Origin of the sequence: Vibrio sp. B7 (assembly GCF_963888765.1) — a bacterium.
GTDB lineage: Bacteria > Pseudomonadota > Gammaproteobacteria > Enterobacterales > Vibrionaceae > Vibrio > Vibrio anguillarum.
Window position 1 is genome coordinate 1 of the sequence record NZ_CAWPKR010000001.1, and the last position, 24780, is coordinate 24780.

At 45.4% G+C, this 24780-nt stretch carries 24 protein-coding genes; 11 read left to right on the top strand and 13 right to left on the bottom strand.

The features are described 5' to 3' along the window. Positions 1–101 precede the first annotated feature (101 nt). Entirely contained in the window at positions 102–818 is a 717-nt protein-coding gene (locus tag AACV32_RS00005) for a hypothetical protein (protein WP_170895536.1), read from the bottom strand. A gap of 312 nt (positions 819–1130) precedes the next feature. On the opposite strand from AACV32_RS00005, the gene AACV32_RS00010 reads away from it, so the two are divergent. Continuing rightward, positions 1131–1529 carry a thiol-disulfide oxidoreductase DCC family protein gene (locus tag AACV32_RS00010; protein WP_170895537.1) on the top strand — a complete coding sequence of 133 codons (399 nt, stop codon included), beginning with the start codon at positions 1131–1133 and terminating at the stop codon, positions 1527–1529. A 5-nt stretch (positions 1530–1534) separates the two neighbouring features. Then, positions 1535–2245 carry an SDR family NAD(P)-dependent oxidoreductase gene (locus AACV32_RS00015; protein WP_170895538.1) on the top strand — a complete coding sequence of 237 codons (711 nt, stop codon included), beginning with the start codon at positions 1535–1537 and terminating at the stop codon, positions 2243–2245. Here the strand turns inward: AACV32_RS00015 and menE are convergent. The 6 genes from menE to AACV32_RS00045 form a co-directional block, all read right to left on the bottom strand. Continuing rightward, a complete protein-coding gene (gene menE / locus AACV32_RS00020; protein WP_017049089.1) occupies positions 2192–3703 on the bottom strand; it encodes an o-succinylbenzoate--CoA ligase in 1512 nt (503 codons plus the stop codon). The genes AACV32_RS00015 and menE overlap by 54 nt on opposite strands. Beyond that, a complete protein-coding gene (menC, locus tag AACV32_RS00025; RefSeq protein ID WP_170895539.1) occupies positions 3694–4692 on the bottom strand; it encodes an o-succinylbenzoate synthase in 999 nt (332 codons plus the stop codon). The genes menE and menC overlap by 10 nt, the downstream gene beginning before the upstream one ends. Positions 4693–4786: 94 nt before the next feature. Next, entirely contained in the window at positions 4787–5653 is an 867-nt protein-coding gene (gene menB, locus AACV32_RS00030; RefSeq protein WP_026027256.1) for a 1,4-dihydroxy-2-naphthoyl-CoA synthase, read from the bottom strand. A 45-nt stretch (positions 5654–5698) separates the two neighbouring features. Then, complete coding sequence (menH, locus tag AACV32_RS00035) at positions 5699–6487, bottom strand: 2-succinyl-6-hydroxy-2,4-cyclohexadiene-1-carboxylate synthase (RefSeq protein WP_017049091.1); 789 nt, start codon at positions 6485–6487, stop codon at positions 5699–5701. Then, positions 6477–8192: a 2-succinyl-5-enolpyruvyl-6-hydroxy-3-cyclohexene-1-carboxylic-acid synthase gene (gene menD, locus AACV32_RS00040; RefSeq protein WP_017049092.1), complete on the bottom strand. Its 1716-nt coding sequence runs from the start codon at positions 8190–8192 to the stop codon at positions 6477–6479. The genes menH and menD overlap by 11 nt, the downstream gene beginning before the upstream one ends. Continuing rightward, entirely contained in the window at positions 8189–9496 is a 1308-nt protein-coding gene (locus tag AACV32_RS00045; protein WP_017049093.1) for an isochorismate synthase, read from the bottom strand. Before AACV32_RS00045 ends, menD begins: the two co-directional genes overlap by 4 nt. 217 nt (positions 9497–9713) lie before the next feature. Here AACV32_RS00045 and AACV32_RS00050 point away from each other — a divergent pair, with 217 nt between their 5' ends. From AACV32_RS00050 to AACV32_RS00060, 3 genes are all read left to right on the top strand, one after another. Next, positions 9714–10928 carry a pyridoxal phosphate-dependent aminotransferase gene (locus AACV32_RS00050; protein WP_013856428.1) on the top strand — a complete coding sequence of 405 codons (1215 nt, stop codon included), beginning with the start codon at positions 9714–9716 and terminating at the stop codon, positions 10926–10928. Between the two features lie 121 nt (positions 10929–11049). Next, positions 11050–11634 carry a 5'-deoxynucleotidase gene (yfbR, locus tag AACV32_RS00055; RefSeq protein ID WP_026028390.1) on the top strand — a complete coding sequence of 195 codons (585 nt, stop codon included), beginning with the start codon at positions 11050–11052 and terminating at the stop codon, positions 11632–11634. A gap of 58 nt (positions 11635–11692) precedes the next feature. Further along, positions 11693–13018, top strand: coding sequence for an anti-phage deoxyguanosine triphosphatase (locus tag AACV32_RS00060; protein WP_026028279.1), 1326 nt, complete (start codon positions 11693–11695; stop codon positions 13016–13018). A gap of 49 nt (positions 13019–13067) precedes the next feature. Here the strand turns inward: AACV32_RS00060 and AACV32_RS00065 are convergent, their stop codons facing one another. Further along, positions 13068–13676 (bottom strand): tRNA-uridine aminocarboxypropyltransferase, encoded by a 609-nt coding sequence (locus AACV32_RS00065; protein ID WP_170895540.1) that lies wholly within the window; start codon positions 13674–13676, stop codon positions 13068–13070. Between the two features lie 3 nt (positions 13677–13679). Here AACV32_RS00065 and rrtA point away from each other — a divergent pair, with 3 nt between their 5' ends. Beyond that, the gene (rrtA, locus tag AACV32_RS00070) at positions 13680–14273 is read left to right on the top strand and encodes a rhombosortase (protein ID WP_017045270.1); all 594 of its coding nucleotides are present in this window, start codon (positions 13680–13682) and stop codon (positions 14271–14273) included. A 64-nt stretch (positions 14274–14337) separates the two neighbouring features. On the opposite strand, the gene sohB is transcribed toward rrtA, so the two are convergent. Next, positions 14338–15399: a protease SohB gene (gene sohB / locus AACV32_RS00075; RefSeq protein ID WP_026028392.1), complete on the bottom strand. Its 1062-nt coding sequence runs from the start codon at positions 15397–15399 to the stop codon at positions 14338–14340. A gap of 90 nt (positions 15400–15489) precedes the next feature. On the opposite strand from sohB, the gene AACV32_RS00080 reads away from it, so the two are divergent. Next, positions 15490–16233 (top strand): YciK family oxidoreductase, encoded by a 744-nt coding sequence (locus AACV32_RS00080; RefSeq protein WP_170895541.1) that lies wholly within the window; start codon positions 15490–15492, stop codon positions 16231–16233. Positions 16234–16364: 131 nt separating this feature from the next. Here the strand turns inward: AACV32_RS00080 and AACV32_RS00085 are convergent, their stop codons facing one another. Beyond that, positions 16365–17309, bottom strand: coding sequence for a chemotaxis protein CheV (locus AACV32_RS00085; RefSeq protein WP_013856421.1), 945 nt, complete (start codon positions 17307–17309; stop codon positions 16365–16367). Positions 17310–17399: 90 nt separating this feature from the next. Then, a complete protein-coding gene (gene mlc, locus AACV32_RS00090; protein ID WP_013856420.1) occupies positions 17400–18617 on the bottom strand; it encodes a sugar metabolism global transcriptional regulator Mlc in 1218 nt (405 codons plus the stop codon). A gap of 279 nt (positions 18618–18896) precedes the next feature. Here mlc and pyk point away from each other — a divergent pair, with 279 nt between their 5' ends. Beyond that, entirely contained in the window at positions 18897–20345 is a 1449-nt protein-coding gene (gene pyk, locus AACV32_RS00095) for a pyruvate kinase (protein ID WP_017045267.1), read from the top strand. Positions 20346–20363: 18 nt separating this feature from the next. Here pyk and AACV32_RS00100 read toward each other — a convergent pair whose 3' ends face one another. Beyond that, positions 20364–21563 carry a patatin-like phospholipase family protein gene (locus tag AACV32_RS00100; RefSeq protein WP_017049098.1) on the bottom strand — a complete coding sequence of 400 codons (1200 nt, stop codon included), beginning with the start codon at positions 21561–21563 and terminating at the stop codon, positions 20364–20366. Positions 21564–21581: 18 nt separating this feature from the next. Then, positions 21582–21671 (bottom strand): cytochrome bd-I oxidase subunit CydH, encoded by a 90-nt coding sequence (cydH, locus tag AACV32_RS00105; RefSeq protein ID WP_094123948.1) that lies wholly within the window; start codon positions 21669–21671, stop codon positions 21582–21584. A gap of 134 nt (positions 21672–21805) precedes the next feature. Between cydH and AACV32_RS00110 the strand changes: the two genes are divergently transcribed. The 3 genes from AACV32_RS00110 to AACV32_RS00120 all read left to right on the top strand — a co-directional run bounded on the left by AACV32_RS00110 (position 21806) and on the right by AACV32_RS00120 (position 24423). Continuing rightward, positions 21806–22390, top strand: coding sequence for an outer membrane beta-barrel protein (locus tag AACV32_RS00110; RefSeq protein WP_026028393.1), 585 nt, complete (start codon positions 21806–21808; stop codon positions 22388–22390). 477 nt (positions 22391–22867) lie between these two features. After that, on the top strand, positions 22868–24328 hold the full coding sequence (locus AACV32_RS00115) for a sodium-dependent transporter (protein WP_017045264.1): 1461 nt from the start codon (positions 22868–22870) through the stop codon (positions 24326–24328). Continuing rightward, positions 24328–24423: a MetS family NSS transporter small subunit gene (locus tag AACV32_RS00120; RefSeq protein WP_010319106.1), complete on the top strand. Its 96-nt coding sequence runs from the start codon at positions 24328–24330 to the stop codon at positions 24421–24423. The genes AACV32_RS00115 and AACV32_RS00120 overlap by 1 nt, the downstream gene beginning before the upstream one ends. The last annotated feature ends 357 nt before the right edge of the window (positions 24424–24780 follow it).

Below are 24780 nucleotides of genomic sequence, written 5' to 3' on the forward strand. Positions count from 1 at the left end.
CCAAGAAATGGACGATGCCGATCAGAAACTGGCGACAAGCTCTAAACCGCTTTATGATTATGTTCGAAGACCGACTCACTCAATACATGTAACCCTGACAGTTACACAGAATTATTTACAGGGTCATCTTCTATTGCGTGTGCCGTTAAAGTAGTACCGCTAGATGTAACAATCTTGTTCCGTTCTGCATGACCAGACAAATATTCGTTTATCTGAATTTCAACACTTCTATTGATCTGATTAGTAACACTCTTTCTCCACTCCACACTTGCTAGATCAACGTCAAGTTTTGCCTTGTCTACCTCGCTCATTAGCGCCGCTTGAAGCCCAGATTTACCCGTGTCTTTTCTATCTACCCGTATCCATTCTAAAAATTTTTTAGTGGTCTCTTTAACTTGGGCAGAGTTAACTTTTCTTTCTATCAATCCAACACCATAACATGCAAAATGTTGTTTTATTTCTCTTGTAGTAGGCTCATTCAGTAGGTTTTGTTTGTCTTTTAGAAGGTTCTTTAACGCATTAGAAACCGTTCCATGCACTCTCAAATCTATCCAATCGTTTACCTTCTTTTCAGAGTTAAAATTGGCTAATATCTTGACCCAATTTTCATCTTGACTCTTTTTATTTAAAACTATCATGATCCTATTTTTCATTTCCATTGGTGTTTTTTTGCTTACAAGCGTGTTTTCCAACCGCTTAAAGTCTACATTACGGATAGTTTTAACCTGCATTGTTTCTAATTTTTTTAATTCGCTCTGCGATAGATTGATTCTCGCAATCATCATAATATTTTTCAAAGGAGAGAAAGCTGTCGACATGATACACCTATTAATTAATTGACAAGTCAATCAACACCATTAACCACAGAGGGTTGAATATCACGAGATTTATTCTGAAATTTCCTGCCAATTTTTGCTCCACAAAAACACACACGTTGAGGTAAATATCGACATCTACATGATTGCATTGATGAAAAACACGTATCAACAGTGCTCATAGTGGCAATTTAATGACACTTAGGTCATTTGTAACTCAAGTAAATGCTTCAGGATAAAGACCACTTTGATCTTATACTGAAGAGTGAACGTACAAATATGTTATTAACGGGCTGTTAGGCTGACGACATACATATGAGTACCCCATCTTTAGTGATTTTTTTCGATGCGCGGTGTCCTTTATGCTGCAATGAAATGCGTTCATTAAAAACCTTCGATCACCATGGTCGGGTTCAGCTTATCGACATAAATGACGGCGATGCTATGCGTAGCTTTCCTTCTATCGACAAAAGCAAGGCGTTATCGATACTGCATGGCTTAGATCAACAAGGCAATCTGCTTTATGGGCTGGATGTGACCGTTCTAGCTTGGCGTTTAGTCAACAAACATCGCTGGTTATTCATCACGCGCTTGCCCATCCTAAAATGGATTAGCGACCAAATTTATCTCCTTTTTGCAAAACATCGCATGTCGATATCTCGCTGGTTTAGTCATGCTCAATGCCGTAATGGCGTTTGTAAAAACAGAGAGTGATAACAATGAAATACCTCATTATTGGCGCCTCAAGCATCATCGCCCAAGCTTTTATAAGGGAGCTCAAAGCGCAGACTTTAGCGCCAGAAATCGTTACCGTCTCAAGACAAAAATATCTCGCCCAATCCTCAAGCGAACATTTTCCAACCGACTACAGTATCGAATCAACGGCCTTGATTGCCAAAACATTGGCCGATATCGGGCATAAGTTTGATCAAATTGTGTTTTTTAATGGGCAACTACACAACGACACCTATGCACCGGAAAAGCGTATCTCAAGGTTTGACGAGTCTTACTTTCAATGGCTTTTACAATGTAACGTTTTGAGCCAAGTGCGTTGGTTTCAATATTTACCATCACTTATTGATCGTCAATCTTTTGCAAAAATTACGGTTTTTAGCGCGCGGATAGGTAGCTTAGAGGATAACCACAGTGGCGGCTGGTACAGCTATCGGATGAGTAAAGCGGCGCTAAATATGGCGACGAAAAGTTTTGCGATAGAGCTAGCTCGCACTCATCCCAACACACAAACCATTCTGTTTCATCCGGGAACCACCGATACCCCGCTTTCTAAACCATTTCAGCATAATGTGGCTAGCGATAAGCTCTTTGAACCGGAGTTTGTGGCTAAGCAACTTTATCAACTACAGCAAAAGGAAATGTTAGATAAGCCCGTCTGTTTTGTGGATTGGCAGCACCAGACCATCAAATGGTGATCGCTCATCATTGAGTAGTCGATAACGCAGCTGATGTTCGGTGAGCCATGTTTTTAAGGTCTTGCGCGATATTTTAATACCCGTTTCGCTCAAGTGATTTGGTATTAAAAAATAATCGATGGGATATTTAAATCTTTCAAGCTTGCCATTGAGCCACTGCTCTAACGCCTCTTTTTTAGGCATAGTTTGGCATTGCAGCACAGCCACGCTGCGCGCGCCAAACTCATCATCATGCACAGGGATCACCATCGCTAAAGCGATGTCGGGGTGGTGAGATAATACCGCTTCAATCTCTTCGCAATGAATGTTTTCGCCTCCAGAGATAAATTGGTTATCAACGCGGCCAATAATGCACAGCTCATCATTCTGCCAATGGCCAAGATCTTGGCTGTCGAACCATCCTTGTTCATCGATAAGAGGCGTGATTAAGCCTTGTTGGTAATAGCCACTGGATATGGTTTCACCGCCAATGAAAATGCGCTGACCTTGTAGCTTCACTTGCCGTTTAGGTAGCACGTGGCCAACACTCTGGCTTGCGTTAACACGTTTTGCTGTGACAGTGGAAGCCGCTTCCGTCATACCATAACCCACCCAAGTTTCAATGTCATGCTTTGCCGCCTGCTGGGCGAGATGGTTTGGGATATGGCCTCCGCCAAGCAGCACGTGCGTTAATGCGAGTGGTGTTTTACTGTCTAATAAACGCTTCAGTTGAGTAGCAACCAATGAAGCATGCGTAACATGAATTATATCTTGGGTGAGATCGCCGCTGCCGACTTTTAAGCAAGCACCAGCTACTAGCCAGCGATAAATAATGGCTAACCCAGACACATGATACATCGGTAAACTCAGCAGCCACGTATCATGGCAACTAAATGAAAATACCTCAAGTAAGCCACTGGCTGACGACCAATGCTGCTGAAAAGTATGAATAACGGCTTTAGGAACCCCAGTAGAGCCAGAAGTAAAGATGATTGAGGCAAACTGTGTCTCAGCCTTGTTTACCATAGCGCTCGTGGGCGGCGAAACATGTTCGTTAGTAATATGTTCATGAGTAAAAAGCTGGATGTTAGCGTCAGCGAGCAATGAAGTTAGCTCACTCTCCTCAAGCTTAGCTCCTTCACCTAACCATAACCAATGTGGTTGATTCTCTCCGTATAAGGTACTGAGTTTCTGTTTTAGCAGCATCACAGGTTGTGGCATGGTGATGGCGCAGATCACGCCAAGTTTTAACGACGCAAGGTAGATTAACACTAACTCAAGGCTGTTCTTACCCACTAACGTCAGCACATCTTGGTTCTGCAAACCTTGCTGCTGCATTGCAAAAGCATAAGCGTCAATACGGTTCGCTAACTGCTGCCAAGTGTAGGTTTGATTCGCCGTACGCAATGCGATCGCGTGCGGCGTATACAAAGCATGTTGTTGCCACGGCTTTTGGCAAAAGGAAACGCCTACTCGCATTGAGATTGCCAAACCACCGTTTGCTGTGCGAGCGTTTGTATCGGCAATGCGCTGTTGGGCCATGCGCTTTCGAGTTGTGCTTTAAACAAACTAATCGTATCTAGCCCCGGAATTTCATTAGGCAGTTGCCACTGCGCAAAACGAGCTAATTGGCAAAGCCCTAAGCTCGATTCGATGCTAGAGCTAATAACGGCTTGAATGCCTAATGTTTTAGCTTTTTCAATCAAAGTGATACAGCGCTGTACCGACCCAATCAAGGTCGGTTTAATCACAATGGCTTTCGCTCCCGTCAGATCTTCTAGCTGAAAATCTGCACGGCGAACGGCTTGCTGTAAGGTTTCATCCCACGCAATCGCAATGCCCGTATTGATAGCAAAAGCCAAGCTGTCACTGGGAGATGGACACGGCTCTTCCAAAAACGCAATGCGTTGACGCAGCGAAGGAGAGACATATTGGGCAAATTTTTCAGCTTTAGCGGGTGTCCAAGCTTGGTTAGCATCAAGACGCAATTGCAAATCAGGCATGGATTCTAAAAACAGATTTACGATCATCCCATCGCGAATCGCTTCGTACAGCCCAACTTTAATCTTCGCAACTCTATGATCGCCCGGTAGCGCGTTCAGAAGCGGGATCAGTTCATCAGGATCCCCCGAGCACAAAGGTGCTGCGTGATAGTGTCCGGCTTGAGGCAACCCACCATCCAGCTCTAACTCCGCCATCGACAAACCAAAGGCAACAGACGGAAAAAGATCATCATAGGTAATAAGCTCACCACTAACCCAAAGCTGAAGCTGCGCTATTAACTGCTGCTGTGCTTGCTCAAGTGACTCTAAACTGAAACCGGGTAATGGGGCAACTTCACCCAACGCTAAACCGTGATCATCTTGTAATTCAATAATCAGACCTTCACGTTCTACCAGCTTCTGATTGCGGAGAATAACGCCGCTATCCATCGGTAAACAGTAGCGATACAGTGTTGCGCTGCGCATAATTTCAACCTTTTGTTCGATATTCGACTTTGTTCATTGAGACCACTAGCCCAAATCATCACGGAAAATTGGATGACTTGAGCCGATTTTACGCTTAAGGATTACGAGGGAATTTATTGAAATCAGGGCGGCGTTTTTCATTGAAGGCATTGCGCCCTTCTTGCCCCTCTTCTGTCATATAGAACATCATGGTTGCGTTACCCGCCAGTTCTTGCAAACCTGCTTGGCCGTCACAATCTGCGTTGAGCGCTGCTTTCAAACAGCGCAGCGCCATAGGGCTATGCTGCAATACTTCACGACACCAGCGAACCGTCTCTTTTTCTAAATCAGCTACTGGCACAACCGTGTTGACCAGCCCCATGTCCAACGCTTCTTGAGCATCATAAAAACGGCAAAGGAACCAAATTTCACGCGCTTTTTTCTGCCCAACGATACGGGCCATGTAAGACGCACCCCATCCACCATCGAATGAACCCACTTTGGGTCCTGTTTGACCAAACTGGGCATTTTCTGCCGCTATAGTTAAATCGCACATCATATGCAGCACATGGCCACCACCGACAGCCCAACCAGCCACCGCCGCAATTACAGGTTTCGGACAGGTACGAATTTGGCGTTGGAAATCGAGCACATTGAGATGATGCGTACCGGACTCATCACGATAGCCGCCGTAGTCGCCACGAATTTTTTGATCGCCACCAGAGCAAAATGCCGCTTCACCAAGACCAGTTAGAATGATCACGCCAACTTGCTCATCATAACGCGCATCGGCCAGCGCACTGATCATCTCTTTAACCGTTTGTGGGCGAAAGGCATTACGCACCTGAGGGCGGGCAATCGTAATTTTGGCAATGCCATCTTGCGATTTGTGATAGTGAATATCTTCATATTCGGCGCTGCAGTCACTCCAGATGACTGGTGCATACAATTCTTGTTCAGTAATACCGACTGTTTTAGCCATGGTGCTTTCCATTGTTCTATTAATTATTGTTTTTGAACCAACGCGTTAGCATTGGCTGATAAATTCTTGAATAAGATGAGCAAATACTTCGGGCTGCTCATGATGGACATTATGCCCTGCAGCCCGCACTTGCCGATATTCGAAGCCACTTTGCTGTGCCAGATGAACAAACTTACTGTCCTTCTCCCCACAAACATAGACCATTGGCAATGCGACTTGCTCAAGTTGTGCGAGCAGATAAGGCTGCTTTGCCAATGAAGTCGAAAGTAGCATGTGAGCCACTGCCGCCCCAAGATTAGCACTGCGTTGAGTGACTAAAGTTTGTCTTTGCTCATGATTTAATGAAGAAAAAACGGGTTGACGATACCAATCGACCAAAACTCGCTCAATCTGCTCAGTTTGGAAACGATGTGCCCAATGGTGATCATTTTTCAATCGTTGTTCACGTTCAAAAGAACTCTGCAAGCCGAAGTGGCCACCCTCAACGATCAAACCTTGAATATTCAACGCCGAAAAACGCTGCATCGCCACGCCATACATTGCCAGCCTTCCACCAAGTGAATAGCCCACCAATACGATAGGTGTTTTTTCGCCAAGCTGCTTAAGCACGGTTGCAGAAATGTGAGCGCAGCACTCATCAAAATCATCACATAAGAGAGACTGACTACCGCCATGACCGGGAAGATCAATCCATAATTGCGAGTATGGCGAAAGGAAAACCGCCGTTTTCGACCAATCTCGCCCACTGCCTAGTAAACCATGTAGAAAAACCACCACAGGCTCGACCGACGTCGAACCTGTGGTGGTGCTGCAATAAAAACGACTACAAAGCATAAACTTGCTGGGTAAATTGTGTGATTTGCTCACCAGCTTGCCCAGACGGCGTGGTCACTTCAACCAATAAGGTGCCAGTACCCTGTTGTAAATGTTCACGGACCAAGCTTTGATAAGCAGATAAGGTTTGCGGACAAGCATAACCTAAACGAAACTGCCGTGCGGCGTGTTCAAATTGGTAGCCATGGGGCATTTGGTACAAGGCGGTTTTGTGCGTTTTGGGAACGGGTAATAGATCAAAAATAGCGCCACCATCATTATTCACCACCACCAGCACCAGAGGCGTGCTGACTTGGCTAAGCAGAGCTAGAGAATTCAGATCATACAGCAATGACGTGTCACCAATAAATACCAACATTGGATTATGATTGGCTCGCTGTACTCCTGCGGCGGTTGCCACTAAGCCATCAATGCCCGAAGCGCCTCGATTGGAGTAAACCGAACGTCCCTCAATTTGAGCAAACATATCGGCTAAACGGACGAACAAACTGTTGCCGATAAATAGGTCGGCCCCTTCGCTACGCTCGGCCATATCGAGCGCTAAACCAATCTCTGTAATGGAAGAGTCACCGTTCAAATGTAATTTAGCCAGTTGGGCAATCTCTTGCGCCACACTTTTTATCCGATCCGACCAACCCGCTTGCGCCGCACCTAAAGCCGTTAATTTACCAATATGCCGATCGACCCAGCACGCAATATCAGTGACAAACTGCTGTTGCATCAGATGGTTTTGATTATTACGTGCCATTTGGGGTGAAACGTAAATATACTGCACGTTACCCGTGTGGGCATGGCTAGCTAGCCATTGAGTAAGCCGTTTTGAGACCAGCCGTGAACCGAATTGGATCACCACCTCACTTTCACTAAGCAGCTCACGTGCTCGCGCATTTTGTAACCACAAATCAAAATGCGCCCATTCGCTGCTCACGCCTGATTGTGGATCACATAAAACTGGCCAGCCAAGTTTGTTGGCAAAGTGCTTGGCCTTCTTCGCTTCAGCTAACGTCAACGACCCAAGAATCACCAGCCCTTTTTTACTCAGCCATGCACCATCATCTAACGTTTTTGTTTCGGTTTGGTACTGGCGAGAGCTGAATGCTTGCTCACGCTGACGCCACGCTTCCATCACAGCCAAATAGTCCGCGTAGAGATCTACATCATGTTCGGCATAAAGTGGTTCGGGAAAGGGACAGTTAATATGTATTGCACCACCCATATAATCTTGGTTAGCCATAGCCTCATCCACTGTGGTTAACAACCAAGTCAATGGGATAGTCGTCGATGGACTGGGTAGATTCACCGCCTGCGTGACATGTGATGAGTAAATACCTACTTGATTGATTGCTTGATTCGCACCGCATCCCACGAGCTCAACGGGCCGGTCAGCCGTGAGTACAACGAGTTTTTCACCCGTGAGGTGTGACTCAGCAATCGCTGGCAGTAAATTAGCCGCCGCCGTGCCAGAAGTGACAATCACCGCAACTGGCTTTTGGCTCGCCTTAGCAAGACCTAAAGCAAGAAAGCCCAGCCCACGCTCATCAAAGTGAGTATGGATTGAGAGCTTGTGATTGGCGGCCGCCTCTAAGGTCAAAGGTGTTGAGCGTGAACCTGGTGCAATACAGATCTCTTGCACCCCAAGTCGAGTAAGCTCCTCAAGTAGCGTTTGGCTCCAAATTCGGTTCAGCACTGCTTGGTCATGCTTCATGACGCCACTCCTAGAGGAAAATGGTCGCTGATCAAACTCAGTAAGGTTGCCATTTTTTTGTCTAACTCTTGCCATTCATGCTCAGCAACTGAACCTGGAACAATGCCCGCTCCGGCAAACAGTTGGACCTGATTGTCCACCAGCAAAGCGCTGCGAATAGCCACACAAAACTCCGCTTGTTGATGGCTAAAATAACCGACTGAGCCAGCATACCAACCACGTGCAAAAGGCTCATTAGCCTGAATAAAATCCATCGCCGCTTTACGCGGCAGGCCAGCCACGGCTGCGGTCGGTTGTAACGCGTTCAGCAGTTGTACACCATTCACACCCTTTTTCAGCTGCGCATGGATACCCCGTTTTAAATGTTGCACTTTGCGCAAACGCACTAAACGGACGTCCTGTTCCACATCAACCCTTTCAGAATGAGGCGTTAACCGTTCAATAATGTCATCCACTACATATTGATTTTCATTAAGATTTTTACTGTCTTGAGTAAGCCAATGAGATAACTCCATGTCTTGGCTCGCATTTTCTCCCCGACCTATAGTTCCCGCCAGCGCTTCGGTATACAAAGTCTGCCCTTGACGAGCGTACAAACGCTCAGGTGTCGACCCCATAAAGCTGTGTTTTTGATCAAATGCTAATAAAAAATGAAAACTGTGATGATTGTGCGCCGCACTTGCCTTAAGCAACTGCGCCGCGCTTAACGGCTTATCTAAACTGAGTGTCGTTTGCCGCGCGAGCACCACTTTCTTAAACGCTTGATGATCAATGCCCTCAAGCACTTGATTGACCAACTGCTGCCACTTCAGCTCATTAGGTTGATGGGTGACCTGTTTTATATGTGACGTCATACCACGTAACGGACTAACTTCAAGTTGCAGTTTATGCAGTGCGACCAAGGTTCGTTGGCGTTCAGCGGTAATATTCGCCGCCAATGACCACTGACCATCACAGCAAATCAGCTCAATTTGCGGTAAAAAGAAAAATGAGGATAGACAACGGCGATTTTTGTCCGTATGCCCATCAAAAGAACGTCCACCCCAAACTCGCTGCTCCTGACCAAGAATAGCGTAGGCAGGTTCAGCCTCAGAAAAAGTATACAGCTGACCTAATGCCACTACTTCTTCGCGCGTATCGCGTGACTGCCAATAAAATTTAGGGAAAATGGGTTGCGCTTCAAGCCAATCAATTGGCGCGAAAGGGGGAGCTTCTTGCAGTATTTGTACAAAACGAACGTCATCATCCTTCGCGTCGTTTATTTGCTCGATTAACCGAGCAATAGCTTGATGAAAATGCGACAAATCGACCTCGAAAACATTGAGACACGGGCTCTACTGACGGCTACTCTATTTAGAGAGGGAAACGAAATCAAGGTTACGAGTTATCTTTTGCAGATTCCTGTGATAACGGGCATCCTCATCTGTATCCTAAAAGCGCACAGTGGCAGATTTTTATTCTATCAAACATCAATTTAGTGTAGTTTAATAAAGAAATTATTTATTTTTCAGGAATTATACAATGCAAAATATCGGGATGTCGTCAAAACTCGACAATGTCTGCTATGACATTAGGGGTCCTGTACTCAAACATGCTAAACGCATGGAGGAAGAGGGGCATAAAATACTGAAGTTAAACATTGGTAACCCCGCCCCATTTGGCTTTGACGCCCCAGATGAAATCCTAGTTGATGTGATCCGTAATCTGCCTACTTCACAAGGCTATTGCGACTCAAAGGGGATCTATTCCGCGCGCAAAGCCGTGGTGCAGCACTACCAGAAAAAAGGGCTGCGTAGCCTAGATGTAGAAGATGTTTACATCGGTAATGGTGCTTCAGAGCTTATCGTGATGGCGATGCAAGCGCTGCTTAATAATGGCGATGAAATGCTTGTCCCTGCTCCTGATTATCCATTATGGACCGCTTCGGTCGCCCTCTCCGGTGGCACTGCTGTGCATTACTTGTGTGATGAAGAAGCCGATTGGTATCCTGATCTCAACGACATCAACAGTAAAATCACGCCCAAAACACGCGGTATTGTGTTGATCAACCCCAACAACCCAACAGGTGCTGTCTATAGCCGTGATTTCCTGCTGGAAATTGTTGAGATTGCCCGCAAGCATAAATTGATCATTTTCGCCGACGAAATCTACGACAAAATCTTATACGATGGTGCAACCCATACGCCCATTTCAACACTGGCTGATGACGTTTTAATGGTCACTTTTAACGGCCTGTCAAAAGCGTACCGAGTGTGCGGGTTCCGTGGTGGTTGGATGTTCCTTACCGGGCCAAAACACATCGCCAAAGGTTATGTGGCTGGTTTGGAAATGCTTGCCTCAATGCGTTTGTGTGCCAACGTGCCCATGCAGCATGCGATTCAAACCGCATTAGGTGGCTATCAAAGTATCAATGAGTTGATTTTGCCCGGCGGCCGACTGCTCGAACAGCGCGATCGCGCGTGGGAACTCATCAACCAGATCCCCGGCGTCTCATGTGTCAAACCTAAAGGAGCCATGTATCTGTTCCCGAAAATTGACACGAAAATGTACAGTATTAAAGATGATCAAAAGATGGTGCTCGACTTCTTAAAACAAGAGAAAGTGCTCTTGGTTCAAGGAACAGGCTTTAACTGGCCAAAACCGGACCACTTCCGCATTGTCACCTTACCGCATATTGAAGATTTGGAAATTGCCATTGGCCGCTTCGAACGTTTCTTATCGACCTACAGTCAGTAGCATTCTGACGTAAACTTCCATATGCTAAACGGGCGCACTTTTCGATACTAAAAGTGCGCCCGTTTTCTTTTAATCGCCAATTTTTCTCTTGGCCCCCGACACAGCAAGGATGTTTATTGCAATGAAAGAGAGTCACTTTTTTGCTCACTTAGCCCGAATGAAGTTAATTCAACGCTGGCCTTTAATGCGATCCATCTCCAGTGAAAACATCTCTGAACACAGCCTACAAGTGGCATTTGTCGCTCACGCTTTAGCCGTAATCAAAAACAAAAAATTTGGCGGCAAGGTCAACCCTGAACGGATTGCGATTTTAGGTATGTACCACGATACCAGTGAAGTGTTGACGGGCGATCTTCCAACACCAGTTAAATACTACAACCCCGATATTGCGAAAGAATACAAAAAGATAGAAGCCGCCGCCGAACAAAAACTGCTCTCGATGTTGCCTGAAGAGCTGCGTGAGGATTTTGCTCCATATCTCGTTTCAGACGCCGCGCACCCTGAAGATGTGGCGATAGTCAAACAGGCAGATTCACTCTGCGCCTATCTCAAATGCTTAGAAGAACTCAGCGCGGGCAACCATGAATATGCGCTGGCCAAAAAACGTTTAGACGTCACCTTACGAGATCGCCATACACCTGAGATGGAGTATTTTCTCAATACCTTTGCCCCTAGTTTCGAATTAACGCTGGACGAAATCAGCTAACTCACGCTAAGTTACTTGTTAAGTGTTTGAAAAACATAAATGTACTGCAGGAGATGGCATGGATATATCCATTGACCCCAAATGGCTTGAACGCCAAGATGATGAGCATAAAATCCGCCGCGATGATCACCGCAGCCCTTTCCAACGCGATCGGGCACGTATTCTTCACTCGGCAGCATTTCGTCGCTTGCAAGCCAAAACTCAAGTACATGGCACTAGCTTGAATGATTTCCATCGCACTCGCCTCACTCACTCCTTAGAAGCTGCGCAACTCGGCACTGGAATAGTGGCGCAAATTAAACTCAAACAACCAGAGTTTCGTGATTTGCTGCCTTCGGATAGTTTGATCGATTCCTTATGCCTAGCGCATGATATCGGTCACCCTCCTTATGGTCATGGCGGCGAAGTGGCGCTCAATTATATGATGCGCGATCACGGCGGCTTTGAAGGCAACGCGCAAACCTTCCGTATTGTGACCAGCTTAGAGCCTTACACCGAACACCATGGTATGAACCTGTCACGTCGCACTGTGCTGGGGTTATTAAAATACCCTGCGCTGCTGAGCCAAACTCGCGCCGTACAGCAACCCAATGCAGTCGCTCACCAGCGTCAGTTGAAAGCTAAAGAGTGGTCGCCTGCTAAGGGAATATACGATTGCGATCACGCGATTTTTTCTTGGGTAACGGAGCCGCTCTCTGCGCAAGATAAAGCCCTACTCAGTCAAATGCGTGGTCAGCCCGCAACGCCTTATCAACATCACAAGACTCGCTTTAAATCACTCGATTGCTCCATCATGGAGCTGGCCGATGACATTGCCTACGGCGTGCACGATTTAGAAGATGCCATCGTGCTTGGCATGGTGACTCGCCAACAGTGGCAAGAGGCCGCAGCCTCGAAACTGGCCGAATGCGGCGATGCGTGGTTTGAAGAACACATCGCTTCCATCAGTGAAATGCTGTTTGCAGGCAAACATTATCGTCGTAAAGATGCGATTGGCGGGATTGTTAATGCGCTACTGACTAGCATTCATATTCAAGCCGTTGATGCGCATTTTGAGAATGAATTACTCGCCTTCAACGCCTATTTAGAACCCAATATGGCCGCTGCGCTGGAAGTACTGAAATCATTTGTGAGCCAATATGTGATTCAAATTCCGCAAGTGCAGCGTTTTGAATACAAAGGCCAGCAGATCATCATGGATCTGTTTGAAGCGCTAAGCGCCGATCCTGAACGCTTACTGCCAGAAACAACGCGCGGTAAGTGGCAAGCCCAAACCAATGAAAACGATGGTATGCGCGTTATCTGTGACTATATTTCGGCTATGACCGATGGCTATGCGCAAAGGCTCCATCAACAACTCTTCTCAGCTCATAATCACTATTAATGGCTGGTTGAGTGATAGCTTCTGCCATCATTACTCACTGATATAGCGGTTACTCGCTGATATAGTTTTGCTTAAAAAGCCCAGCTGGCATTTGGCTAATTTGAAAGGCAACCATCGCATCAAAAGCATCAAGGAGCGGTTGAAAATTTTGCCGAGGCTCAAGCAATGACAAGATATGAAAACCAGCTTCAACAGTTGATAAGCTGTTTTCACTCGGTGCCTTGCGAATGCGATAATTGCCTTTGAGATCGGTCGGCAAGTGCAAACACGGTAGCGAATGTAAATTGCTCGAGAGTTGCCACATTTTATACGCTTTCTTCCAAGTACCATCGAGTAAAATAACTCGTACTTTTCTGGTATCAGCATTGATATTCATAGCCGACACGGGCTGCGCAGTCTCATGCGGGTAAAGTACATAGTTGAGCACATCCGGCTCAGCTAAGCACTCATTCAGCTGAGTGTGCCGGCTAAAATCTTCGGCAACAAAGCGCCTGCAATTCGCTAAAGATAAATCGAGAATTCGGGCTGTGCCCATTGGGCGATGTTCTTCTGTCGGATGTTGAAGAATGATAAGCTCGACCGACGAGGAAAGCGGCACGATCAAAGAACAGATGCAGGCTTTTCGCGCTTTACCACATTGAGAACAGTATCGAGACATAACGTGAATTACTTTCGCCTTTGCTTACTAAACATAAACCATCAAAAAAATCGTTATTTTGCACTACTTGCTATCAGCTTGGTCTGCTTGGGGTTGCAATGGCCGCCACTGGCCGCCCTCAGTGCGTGGAATCGGCCTGCCATTGAAGCGGGCCAATGGTGGCGGATCCTAACAGGAAATTTCACACACACCAACTTTACACACCTTGGTATGAACCTCGCAGGGCTGTGGATTATCCATTTTGTGTTTCAGCCGAGCAGTAAAAAATGGTTAATCAGCCTTCTGGCAACCAGCCTGATGGTAGGCGTCAGCCTTTTTTTGAGCCGTATGCAAGTCTATGTCGGCCTTTCAGGCGCGCTCCATGGAATGTTTGCCTATTTGGCGCTGCAAGAAGCACTGCAAGGGCGTCGCAGCAGTTGGCTGTTGGTGGTTGGTGTTATTGTCAAAGTTGTCTGGGAGCAAATTTTCGGCGCTTCAAGTAACACCAGTGAGCTTATTAATGCACGCGTGGCTATCGAAGCGCATTTAGCAGGCATGTTGGCCGGATTGATACTCGCCATCGGTGAATGGCTGAGATCAAAAAAAACGGAGAAGTAACGCACTTCTCCGCTTAATACTCTCCGAAAAATAATCTGCCTGCTTCGAGAAAGACGCGCCTAACCTAAACGATTGGCCGTTGACCGCGACTGATCAATTTCAGCAACACACTATCAGCCGCTTCGCCCGCAACACCAGCCAATTTATCAGTCAGTTTTTTCTTCTGCACATAATGGATTGCCAGTACCGTTTTATCTTTACACGCAGCAACCACTAAGTCGTCAGAAGTTTTGATCTCATCGACTAAACCGAGCTCTTGAGCTTGAGTACCAAACCAGTGTTCGCCAGTGGCCACTTTCTCAAGGTCAAGCGCTGGGCGATGCTCGCGGATAAAATCTTTAAACAGTTCGTGAGTCTCTTCGAGTTCTTGCTTGAACTTATCGCGCGCTTTATCACTGTTTTCACCAAACATAGTCAGCGTGCGTTTGTATTCACCTGCGGTCAGTTGTTCAAATTCAATATCATGTTTTTTAAGCAGTTTATTAAAGTTAGGTAGCTGTGCAATAACGCCAATGGATCCAACAATCGCAAAAGGAGCGGCCACAATTTTATCAGCAATACACGCCATCATATAACCACCGCTGGCGGCCACTTTATCAACTGCGATAGTTAGGGGTAACCCAGCCGCTTTAATGCGATCGAGCTGCGAAGAAGCCAAACCATAACCATGCACCATGCCACCGCCAGTCTCTAAACGCAGCAACACTTCATCACCTTGACGAGCAACGGCGAGAATGGCGGTCACTTCCTCGCGTAGCGAACTCACTTCTTTGGCATCAATACTGCCGTTGAAATCCAAGACAAAGAGATGCGGTTCACGTTTGGTATCTAACGCTCCCTCTTTGGCCGCTTTTTTGATCGCTTTGTCACGTACTTTGTTTTTCTCTTTTTCGCTTTTCTTTTCTGCTTTATCGCGAGCCTTCAAGAAAGCATCATCGTGCAGATGGTGTTCCATCTGCTCGACCATTTCTTTATGACGCTCGGTTAAATTCACCACTTCCAGCTCGCCTTTCTGCGCGCTGTTTTTTCCGCCCACTGATTTCACAATGACCAATAGCACAACAAGAGCGACGACGATTGTCGCAATCTTGGCCAAAAATAGGCCGTAGTCCAATAAAAATTCCAACGTCCTAATCCTCATAGGTTTTGATTTGGTGTATTGTAACCACCTTGTCACGAAGACTTAAAGCAAATCATAACAATAAGGAAGCACAAGGTGGATTATTCAGTTTCTGCAGATGCCCTCAAAGATAGAGTCATTTTAGTTACAGGTGCTGGCGACGGTATCGGAAAACAAGCCGCTATCAGCTATGCAGCCCACGGCGCAACCGTCATTTTGCTCGGCCGCACGGTGAAAAAGTTAGAACAAACTTATGATGAGATAGAAAACGCTGGCTACGCAACACCTGCGATTGTTCCGCTGGACATGAAAGGTGCCACCAAGCAACATTACCTCGATATGATCGATACCATTGCAGAGCAGTTTGGTCGCTTAGATGGTGTGCTACATAACGCGGGGCTTTTGGGTGTGATCAGCCCGTTTGATCAGATCGGTGAAGATTCTTATGACGATGTCATGCAGGTCAACGTCAAAGCGCAATTCTTACTCAGCCAAGCGGCGCTGCCATTGCTGCACAAATCTCTAGATGCGCGGATTGTATTTACGTCTTCAACCGTAGGCCATGATGGTCGTGCTTTTTGGGGCACTTATGCTATGTCAAAATTCGCCACAGAAGGGATGATGCAAGTGCTAGCTGACGAGCTAAGCAACACATCAATTCGAGTGAATGCAATTAATCCCGGTGGCACGCGCACAGGCATGCGCGCCAAAGCTTATCCCGCTGAAGATGTGGAGTTGTTGAAAACGCCTAAAGATATCATGCCGCTTTATCTCTATTTAATGGCGCCGGAAAGCCAAGCCGTGAATGGTCAATGTATCGATGCACAACCGAAAAAGTAATGGCTTAGCTTTTTCTTAATCTTTCAATGCCTTGCCTCATCAGCAAGGCATTGTCGTTTGAGGTGAACGTTACTATTTCATGTCAGCACATTACATTAGAGACGACTTTATTGTAATGATGGCTAAAAATCTTACGAAAGCACATCACGTAATCGGTCCTGCGCCACTTGTACTAATAAATCGGGTTGGAATTTAGAGATAAAACGATCACAACCCACTTTTTGTACCATGGCTTCATTAAAGCTGCCACTGAGTGACGTGTTTAACGTAATAAATAGTGATTTCATTCTCGGATCATTACGGATCTCGGAAGTCAGTTTATAGCCGTCCATTTCTGGCATTTCAGCATCGGTGATCATCAGTAAAAGCTCACTCGTTACATCTCTTCCTTCATCGCTCCACGACTTCAGAAGATTCAATGCTTCTAAGCCATCTCTGCATTCGACAATTTCCAAACCAAGCTGTGAGAGCGTCCCTTTTATTTGGTTACGAGCCGTTGAAGAATCATCCACAATCAGAATTTTTCGCCCGACCATCTCCGCAACCAAATCATGATCAAGAATACCTTCTGAGATAGAAACGTCATAATCAATAATCTCAGCTAACACTTTTTCAACATCAATGATTTCAACAATATGGCTACTGTTGACCTCTTTAACATGGGTGATAGCGGTAAGGTAATTAGAACGGCCAGCTAAACGCGGTGGTGGCTGAATTTCAGTCCATGCGGTATTGATAATATTGCGAACTTGCCCAACCAAAAAACCTTGAATGGTTCGATTGTACTCTGTGATGATGAGGTTCTGTTCCTGGCTATCCAAGCGAGATGGAGGAAAACCGATCGCACTGCGCAAATCAATGACAGGAACTGGCACTCCCCTCAATGAGGCTACACCCGTAATATTATGATGAGAACCGGGCAATTTCGTTAACTGAGGAACTTTGATCACTTCCCTCACCTTAAATACATTGATCGCAAAAATTTGCCGGCTATTTAAGCTGAATAAAAGCAACTCTAGTCGATTCTCTCCGACAAGATTGGTGCGCTGGTCAACCGTATTTAAAACACCTGACATACGAAATCCCGAAAATTATAGTGAACTCACATAACAGTATAGCCATATGGGTTAATTGTAAAAAATATAAATGATCTAACCGCGAAAAAATTAACCTTCGACAACTTTCATCAGCAAAAGTCCATCATAGAGAGCTTGTTTAATCAAAGCCGCACCGGGCATGGTTGCCTGTTTATAAAAACGTGATTCCACTAATTCGAGATCTTGATGATAGACAGGTAAGCTCTGCTCTTCGATGCATTTTTGCAATGCAGGGTATAACACGTTCTTAGCTTGGTTAATAACACCACCGATAAGAATTTTTTCTGGGTTAAACAGGTTGATCACAATTGCGATTGCGGCCCCTAAATAACGCCCTAGTTTCTCTATCACATCCACCGCTAATGGGTCACCCTCTGCTGCGGCTTCACAGATATCTTCGATGGTGATTTCACTGTGCTCAGTCAATGATGAAACCTCACCGTTTGCAATACGCAGCGCCACTTCTTCACGAATTGCTTGCGAACTGGCGACTGTCTCCAAACAGCCAATATTGCCACAATGGCAACGTTTACCGTGCGGATCAATTTGGATATGACCTAACTCACCGATATTCCCGTGCCGACCTTGCAGCACCCTGCCATCAAGGATAATGCCGGCCCCTAAACCGTGGTGAATAGAGATAAGAACTGAATTTTCATTGCCTTGCGAATGGCCAAACAACTTTTCAGCCAGTGCCCAAGCTCGGGTATCATTCGCCACAAATACAGGTAGGCCCGTCGCCTTATAAATTTCAGGACCAAGAGCCAGATTTTCCACATTGTAATGAGGCATCTGCAGCACAATCCCTTGCTCTGAATTCACTAAACCGGGCAAGGTAATTGCGATACTCGTCACTCGATCCAATTGCGACGAGTAGGTTTGAAAAAACTCTTCAATTTCGTAAAGCAACCTAGCGAGCACGTCATCTTGGTCTAGCTCATGGATCTCAATTTTGGTGTCGATCAACACTTCACCACCCAACTCATGCAGGGCAATAATTAGGTAACCACGCCCTAAACGCATGGATAAAAATTGCCATCCCTCATTATTGGTTTGTAAACCAACGGCTGGGCGGCCACGGCTGATCGCTTCTTGTACTGTCGTTTCATGGATTAAATGAGCTTCAATTAACTCACGAGTAATTTTGGTAATACTTGCCGGAGCAAGCTCACTCTCCTTCGATAAATCGATGCGAGAAATGGGACCTTTTTGGTCAATGAGTTTATATACACGACCAGCATTGACCTGTTTGATATGATCAATATGGCCTGGTTGCGCCATATACATTGGGAGCTCCAGAAATCAATAACATGCCAATTTTTTTACTTTGCGAAGTAATTGTGAAGCGCTTTAGTATATTGCCGTGACAAGCATCACGGATATACCTAGATCTTCGTGTATTTAGCCAATAAACTGCCATTTGTTTACATTCAAAAAATATGAAACTCCTCTTTTTTTGTGACGAAAATCATCTGACACCTGTCGATAAATTTCACTCTTATCCCCTTTCTTTCGCCAGATCTTGCATATACTCAATCTAGATTCCCGCCCCATCAGGAGAACACAATGACCGCTGTGTTAAGAAGAACAAAAATCGTGACTACTTTAGGCCCATCAACAGACAAAGGCGAGATATTAGAGGCGATTATCAAAGCTGGCGCAAATGTTGTGCGCATGAATTTTTCACATGGTAGCTCCGAGGACCATAAACTGCGAGCGCAACGAGTAAGAGCTATCGCGGCTAAGTTGGGTCGCCATGTCGCTTTACTTGGTGATTTACAAGGACCAAAAATTAGGGTCTCCACATTTAAAGAAGGAAAAGTCTACTTAAATGAAGGTGACCGATTTGTTCTTGATGCAGAGCTCCCCCCAGGGCAAGGTGACCAAGATTCGGTTGGCATTGACTACAAAAAACTACCACAAGATGTGCAGCAGGATGATTTGCTGCTATTGGACGACGGACGAGTACAACTACTCGTCACAGCAGTCGATGGTGCTAAAATACACACCATAGTCACCGTCGGTGGTCCACTTTCAAATAACAAAGGCATCAACAAAAAGGGTGGCGGTTTATCGGCGGAAGCGCTGACCGAAAAAGACAAACGAGACATACTACTCGCCGCCGAAATACAGGTTGAATATCTGGCCATTTCATTTCCTCGCAATGGCGAAGATATGAAATACGCTCGCCGCCTCGCTCGTGATGCAGGCCTTGAGGCCAAGCTCGTGGCGAAAGTGGAACGGGCAGAAACCGTGGCCAGTGATCACAATATTGATGACATCATTATGGCCTCTGATGTGATCATGGTCGCTCGTGGTGACTTGGGGGTAGAAATTGGTGATCCTGAGCTGGTTGGTGTGCAGAAAAAACTGATCCGCCGCGCTAAGGCACTCAATAGAGTAGTGATCACAGCAACACAAATGATGGAGTCAATGATAGAGAACCCAATGCCAACCCGCGCGGAGGTAATGGATGTTGCCAATGCGGTGCTTGACGGAACCGATGCGGTGATGCTTTCAGGTGAAACTGCTGCTGGTAAATACCCAGTAGAAACGGTTCGTTCGATGGCCGAAGTGTGTGTCGGCGCGGAAAAAATGATCGAAGCTAGCCAACAAAATTACCGAATCGATACTTCGTTTGTGACTGCTGAAGAGACCATTGCGATGTCCACTATCTATGCGGCCAATCACATGGAAGGAATCAAAGCCATGGTGACTCTGACCGAATCAGGAAGAACAGCGCTTATGACCTCACGCTTAAATTCTGTACTGCCTATCTTTGCTATGTCACCCAATGAACGAAGTTTAAACCGCTGCGCTCTATACCGGGGAGTCACACCCGTCTATTTTGATACCAAAGCAGACACTGGTTTTGATGTGGCCGTTGCAGCTCTCAATACGCTTAAGGAGAAAAAATTGTTAGAGTTCGGTGACTTAGTGATCATCACTCAAGGTGACATTATGGATGTCGAAGGGTCAACCAACTGCATGCGTATCCTGCCGGTCCTTGAATAACCCGTGCTCCCCGTTGACTTAATGGTCGCGGGGAAAATAATCCGATGATGCAATACGGGACTGATATGCCGACTGCGCTTGGTTAAATTGGTCGATAAAGCGATAACCCGCCGTCAGTCCCAGCTCATAATCATAAAGCAGATCTTCTTGACTGCTTAAGAGAGATCTTGACCTCAATGGTTCGCTGGGCACAATCTGTAGGATGTAAGCATCATCCGGCGGCGCACGCAAAAATTCTTGAGTAAGAGAATAAGTTTGATAATGCACCATTAACATATCCGCTAACCCCGAATCAAACTTGTCACCAATTAAATGACTCAAGCGATAAATATCATCAGCGCCAAATAACCAGCGTCCACCATTGAGTAGCTCCAAATTCATTTGCTCACGTTTTTGTAGCTTAGAACGTTCTATTTGTTGATGGAGAAGACCACTCCACTCTTGCTTCCAGTAAGACAATTTTTGTCGCCACTGACCTTGAATATTTTGCAAAGGTTCATGTAACCAATGAGCCTCGTTGTAAGGCTTAGCAGAAGGCAACGGCTTCATCGGTAACCCACTCTCTACCGCGTCGACATCAGGGCATTCAGTGCGGATTACCGCGACAAAACGGGCACCTCTACGCCATGCCTCCTGAACTGGAATTGATGCCGATACTCCACCATCAATATATAGGTCATCACCCAGCTTGACTTCATGCGGATATAAGCGGGGAATCGCACAGGTGGCAATCAACACCTCTCGCCAGTTACTTTCTAATATCGGGAAATAATGGTCGTGGAGTGAGTGTGCTGAGGTAACAGCAGCATAAGCTTTTCTGTTCGCAAGGACTTGGGCTCCCATATCGACATCCAACCGATAAGGAAATTCCGATATGCGATCTAAAGCCCAATCCAAGTTCATGAACTGCTTACGCCGAACGTAGCTAAATAGATTAAAAAAATTAGCATCCGTGGTGAGTTCTAAAATAAAAGCCTTGCCTAACCCATGTTGACGGCATAGGTAAGCGCACAAATTCAATGCACCTGCAGAGGTGCCATAAAATTCATCAAAGGGGTCAAAATTGGAAAGAAGGAACGCATCTAACACACCTGCGGTAAAAATACCTCTTTGGCCACCACCTTGGGTAACCAATGCATTTTTTCCTCCAATGTACTTCGAGAACCGATCTAAATCCGCTCTCGTCTCTTTATCAGAGATAGTTCCACTAGTGTTCATCAGCAGAACCCTCGTTGATTAATGGCTGATAGCGATCAAACCAAAACCGACGAGAATAGTAAAGACCGTTGCAGTAATCACTAATGCATATTTTAGATCAAGTTCCATAGCCACCTCCTATCAGATAACAAAGTAATAACATCAGTGTGAAGTATCTTCAAGAATCGTTGGTTTTTCGTGCACAATTATGGAGTTACCATCACAATAACCTAATCGTTAAAAAGTGGCTTAGGTTAATAATTATGCATCAATACAATAAAATCATTCTTATCATAGGAGCTTTATCTGCTCCCTATGCACAAGCGCAAGTCATCGTCTCTCCCTTTTTTGGGTATATCATTGGGGGCGAAGTCGAGGATCAAGCCAGCAATGAATACGATTTAAAAGCTTCCTCTGGTTATGGCCTCGCTATAGAAACTGATTACGAAAAAGGCCGAATTGGTCTGTTTTATGCCACTCAAAACACCGCAGTTGAAACCATTAACGCGGATGCCAACATCCATTACCTCCACTTTCAAAGCAGCATTTATTATCCGACAAGCCAACAATTGACCGCTTATATAGGCCTAGGTATCGGTGGTTCTTATACGGATGTTGACTGGGCTAAAGATAAATATGGTTTTTCTTCAAGCTTGTTTGGGGGTTTTGAGTATGCCTTTACCGATAACATTGCGCTGAATAGCCAAGTGCGTTGGTTAGGTACCTCTGTTGACAACGAAACTTCAGCAACCTGCACACTGCCCTCTTCAGAAACGTGCGCGATTCGTTTTAAATCTGATTGGATCAATCAATTTTCGGCTAATATCGGCCTGACAGTTCGTTTTTAAACCAAGATAAAATTGTGGTGTGATTCACTAGTGAGTGTATGTTTTTCAGTCATACACTCTTCGACAAAAAATAGTTTTATCATTTATATTTTTTAGACAACGAAGTTATAAATTCCATTCTTATTAAAAAATGACGTTCATTCCACCTAAATACCAATTAATTAACAACTAATACACCATCAAAAAACCAGGGAATAACATTTACAATCTATTGCCTTAACTTAGATTAGTCTGTAGTCTCGAACCCATGCGTAGCTGATTATTTCAGATACAGCAAACACACATCGAACTATTAAGAACAATATTCTGAGTTCTCTGAAAGCTGACAACATATAACACTAACTTTTTGCCAGTTCATGGATGATGGCGCAAATATTCACGGTCTATTTAGTGTACCGATAGTATTCATCACTCCAACACTGGCTCCGCAGCCGAAGAGAAGCTTCATACCTCAGGGAAGTCGTAAAGGAGTAAACAATGAAGCGAGAACAATGGGGATCCCGTGCAGGGTTCATTCTGGCTGCCGTAGGTTCGGCTATCGGTCTTGGAAACATATGGCGTTTCCCTTATATGGCTTATGAGAATGGGGGTGGTGCATTCTTCATCCCTTACCTTTTCGCCATGATCACAGCGGGTATACCGTTTATGATCCTAGAGTTCAGTATGGGTCAAAAGCATCGCGGTTCAGCACCAGCTACACTGGCTAAAATTCACGCAAAATTTGAATGGTTAGGTTGGTTCCAAGTAGGGGTTGCCGCTATTATTGCTGTGTATTATGTGGCCGTTATTGGCTGGGCTATTTCCTACTTTGGTATGTCGTTTACACAAAGTTGGGGAACCGATACTAATGCTTTCTTCTTTAGCAACTATTTAGCACTAGGCGATAATTCACCGACCAATCTCGGTAGTATTCAATGGAAAATCGCCATTGCAATGCTGATTGCATGGGCCATTACTTATGCTGCTATCGTCGGTGGAGTGAAATCTGGAATCGAACGCGCTTCAAAAATCATGATGCCAATACTGTTTATCATGGTACTGCTTTTGATTGGCCGCATGATTTTCCTACCAGGTGCATTAGATGGTGTGAACTACATGTTTGAGCCTGACTTTGACAAGATCTGGGATGTGAAGGTTTGGGCTGCTGCTTATGGACAGATTTTCTTCACCCTAAGTATTGGTTTTGCCATCATGCTGGCGTATTCCAGCTACCTTCCTGAGAAATCAGACATAACGAATAACGCCTTCATGACAGTATTGATCAACTGTGGTTTCTCAATTCTGGCGGGGATTATGATTTTCTCTGTTCTTGGCTACATGGCTCATGAACAAGGCAAACCGTTGACAGAAGTCGTGTCTGCGGGCGTTGGGCTTGCATTCGTTACGTTGCCAGCGGCTATCAACCTATTGCCAGCGCCCTATATTCTTGGGCCAATCTTCTTCTTTGCACTTGTTGTTGCAGGCCTAAGCTCACACATATCAATCATTGAAGCCGTCACCTCAGCCGTCATCGATAAGCTAAAATGGAGCCGTAAAAAGGCCGCTAATGTAGTTATCAGCGTAGGGTTTTTGGTTTCAATGGCCTTTGCGACCAACGGTGGCCTGTTGCTGCTCGACCTTGTCGACCACTTCGCAAACAACGTGGGCATTATGGCGAGCTGTCTAGTGGAACTTACGCTCATGGCATGGCTATTTAAGATTTCTGACGTACGCAAATACGTGAACAGCATTTCCGATTTCAATATTGGCGTGTGGTTTGATATTTGTCTGCGCTTTATCTCACCTGTAATTTTGGCCATTATTGTCGCCACAAAACTGAACGCTCTATTCACAGAAGGTTACGGTGGTTATGACCTCACCCTAGGATGGGTCATGATCGGGTTACTATTCGCTATAGGCGTAACAATCAATGCAACAAGCCGCAAGGAGTGCAACTAATGACGACAAGTGCAATTATTATGATGATTATTGGTTTGGGCATTACGTGGGGTGGCGCCGCCATCTGCATTAAAAAAGCCATGAACAAACAATAATCCTGTTGATTCTAAAAGCCGATGTCATCATCGGCTTTTTTTATGCCTGTCGACAACCGCTACACCTGCCTCTTGAAGCCAAACCTATTCATGCCACCCAAACCACAGCAAAATTAAACAAGTGATGTGAATAAAGGAATAGAGCGAAATAGCCCTTACTTGATTATCGTTTGAGATAAAAGAGAGTTAAGTCAACAAGCCAAGCGTGAGATCCGTCTTATCGCCGCAAGCGGACAACTCAACTAATAAATGAGATGGCAATGATCAACTTATAAAAATAGGGGATGGCTGATGAACGAGTTAGCGGCAAAAGAAAAGGAGGCTTTCGCCTCCTTTTTTATAGGGGAATGAAAAGAT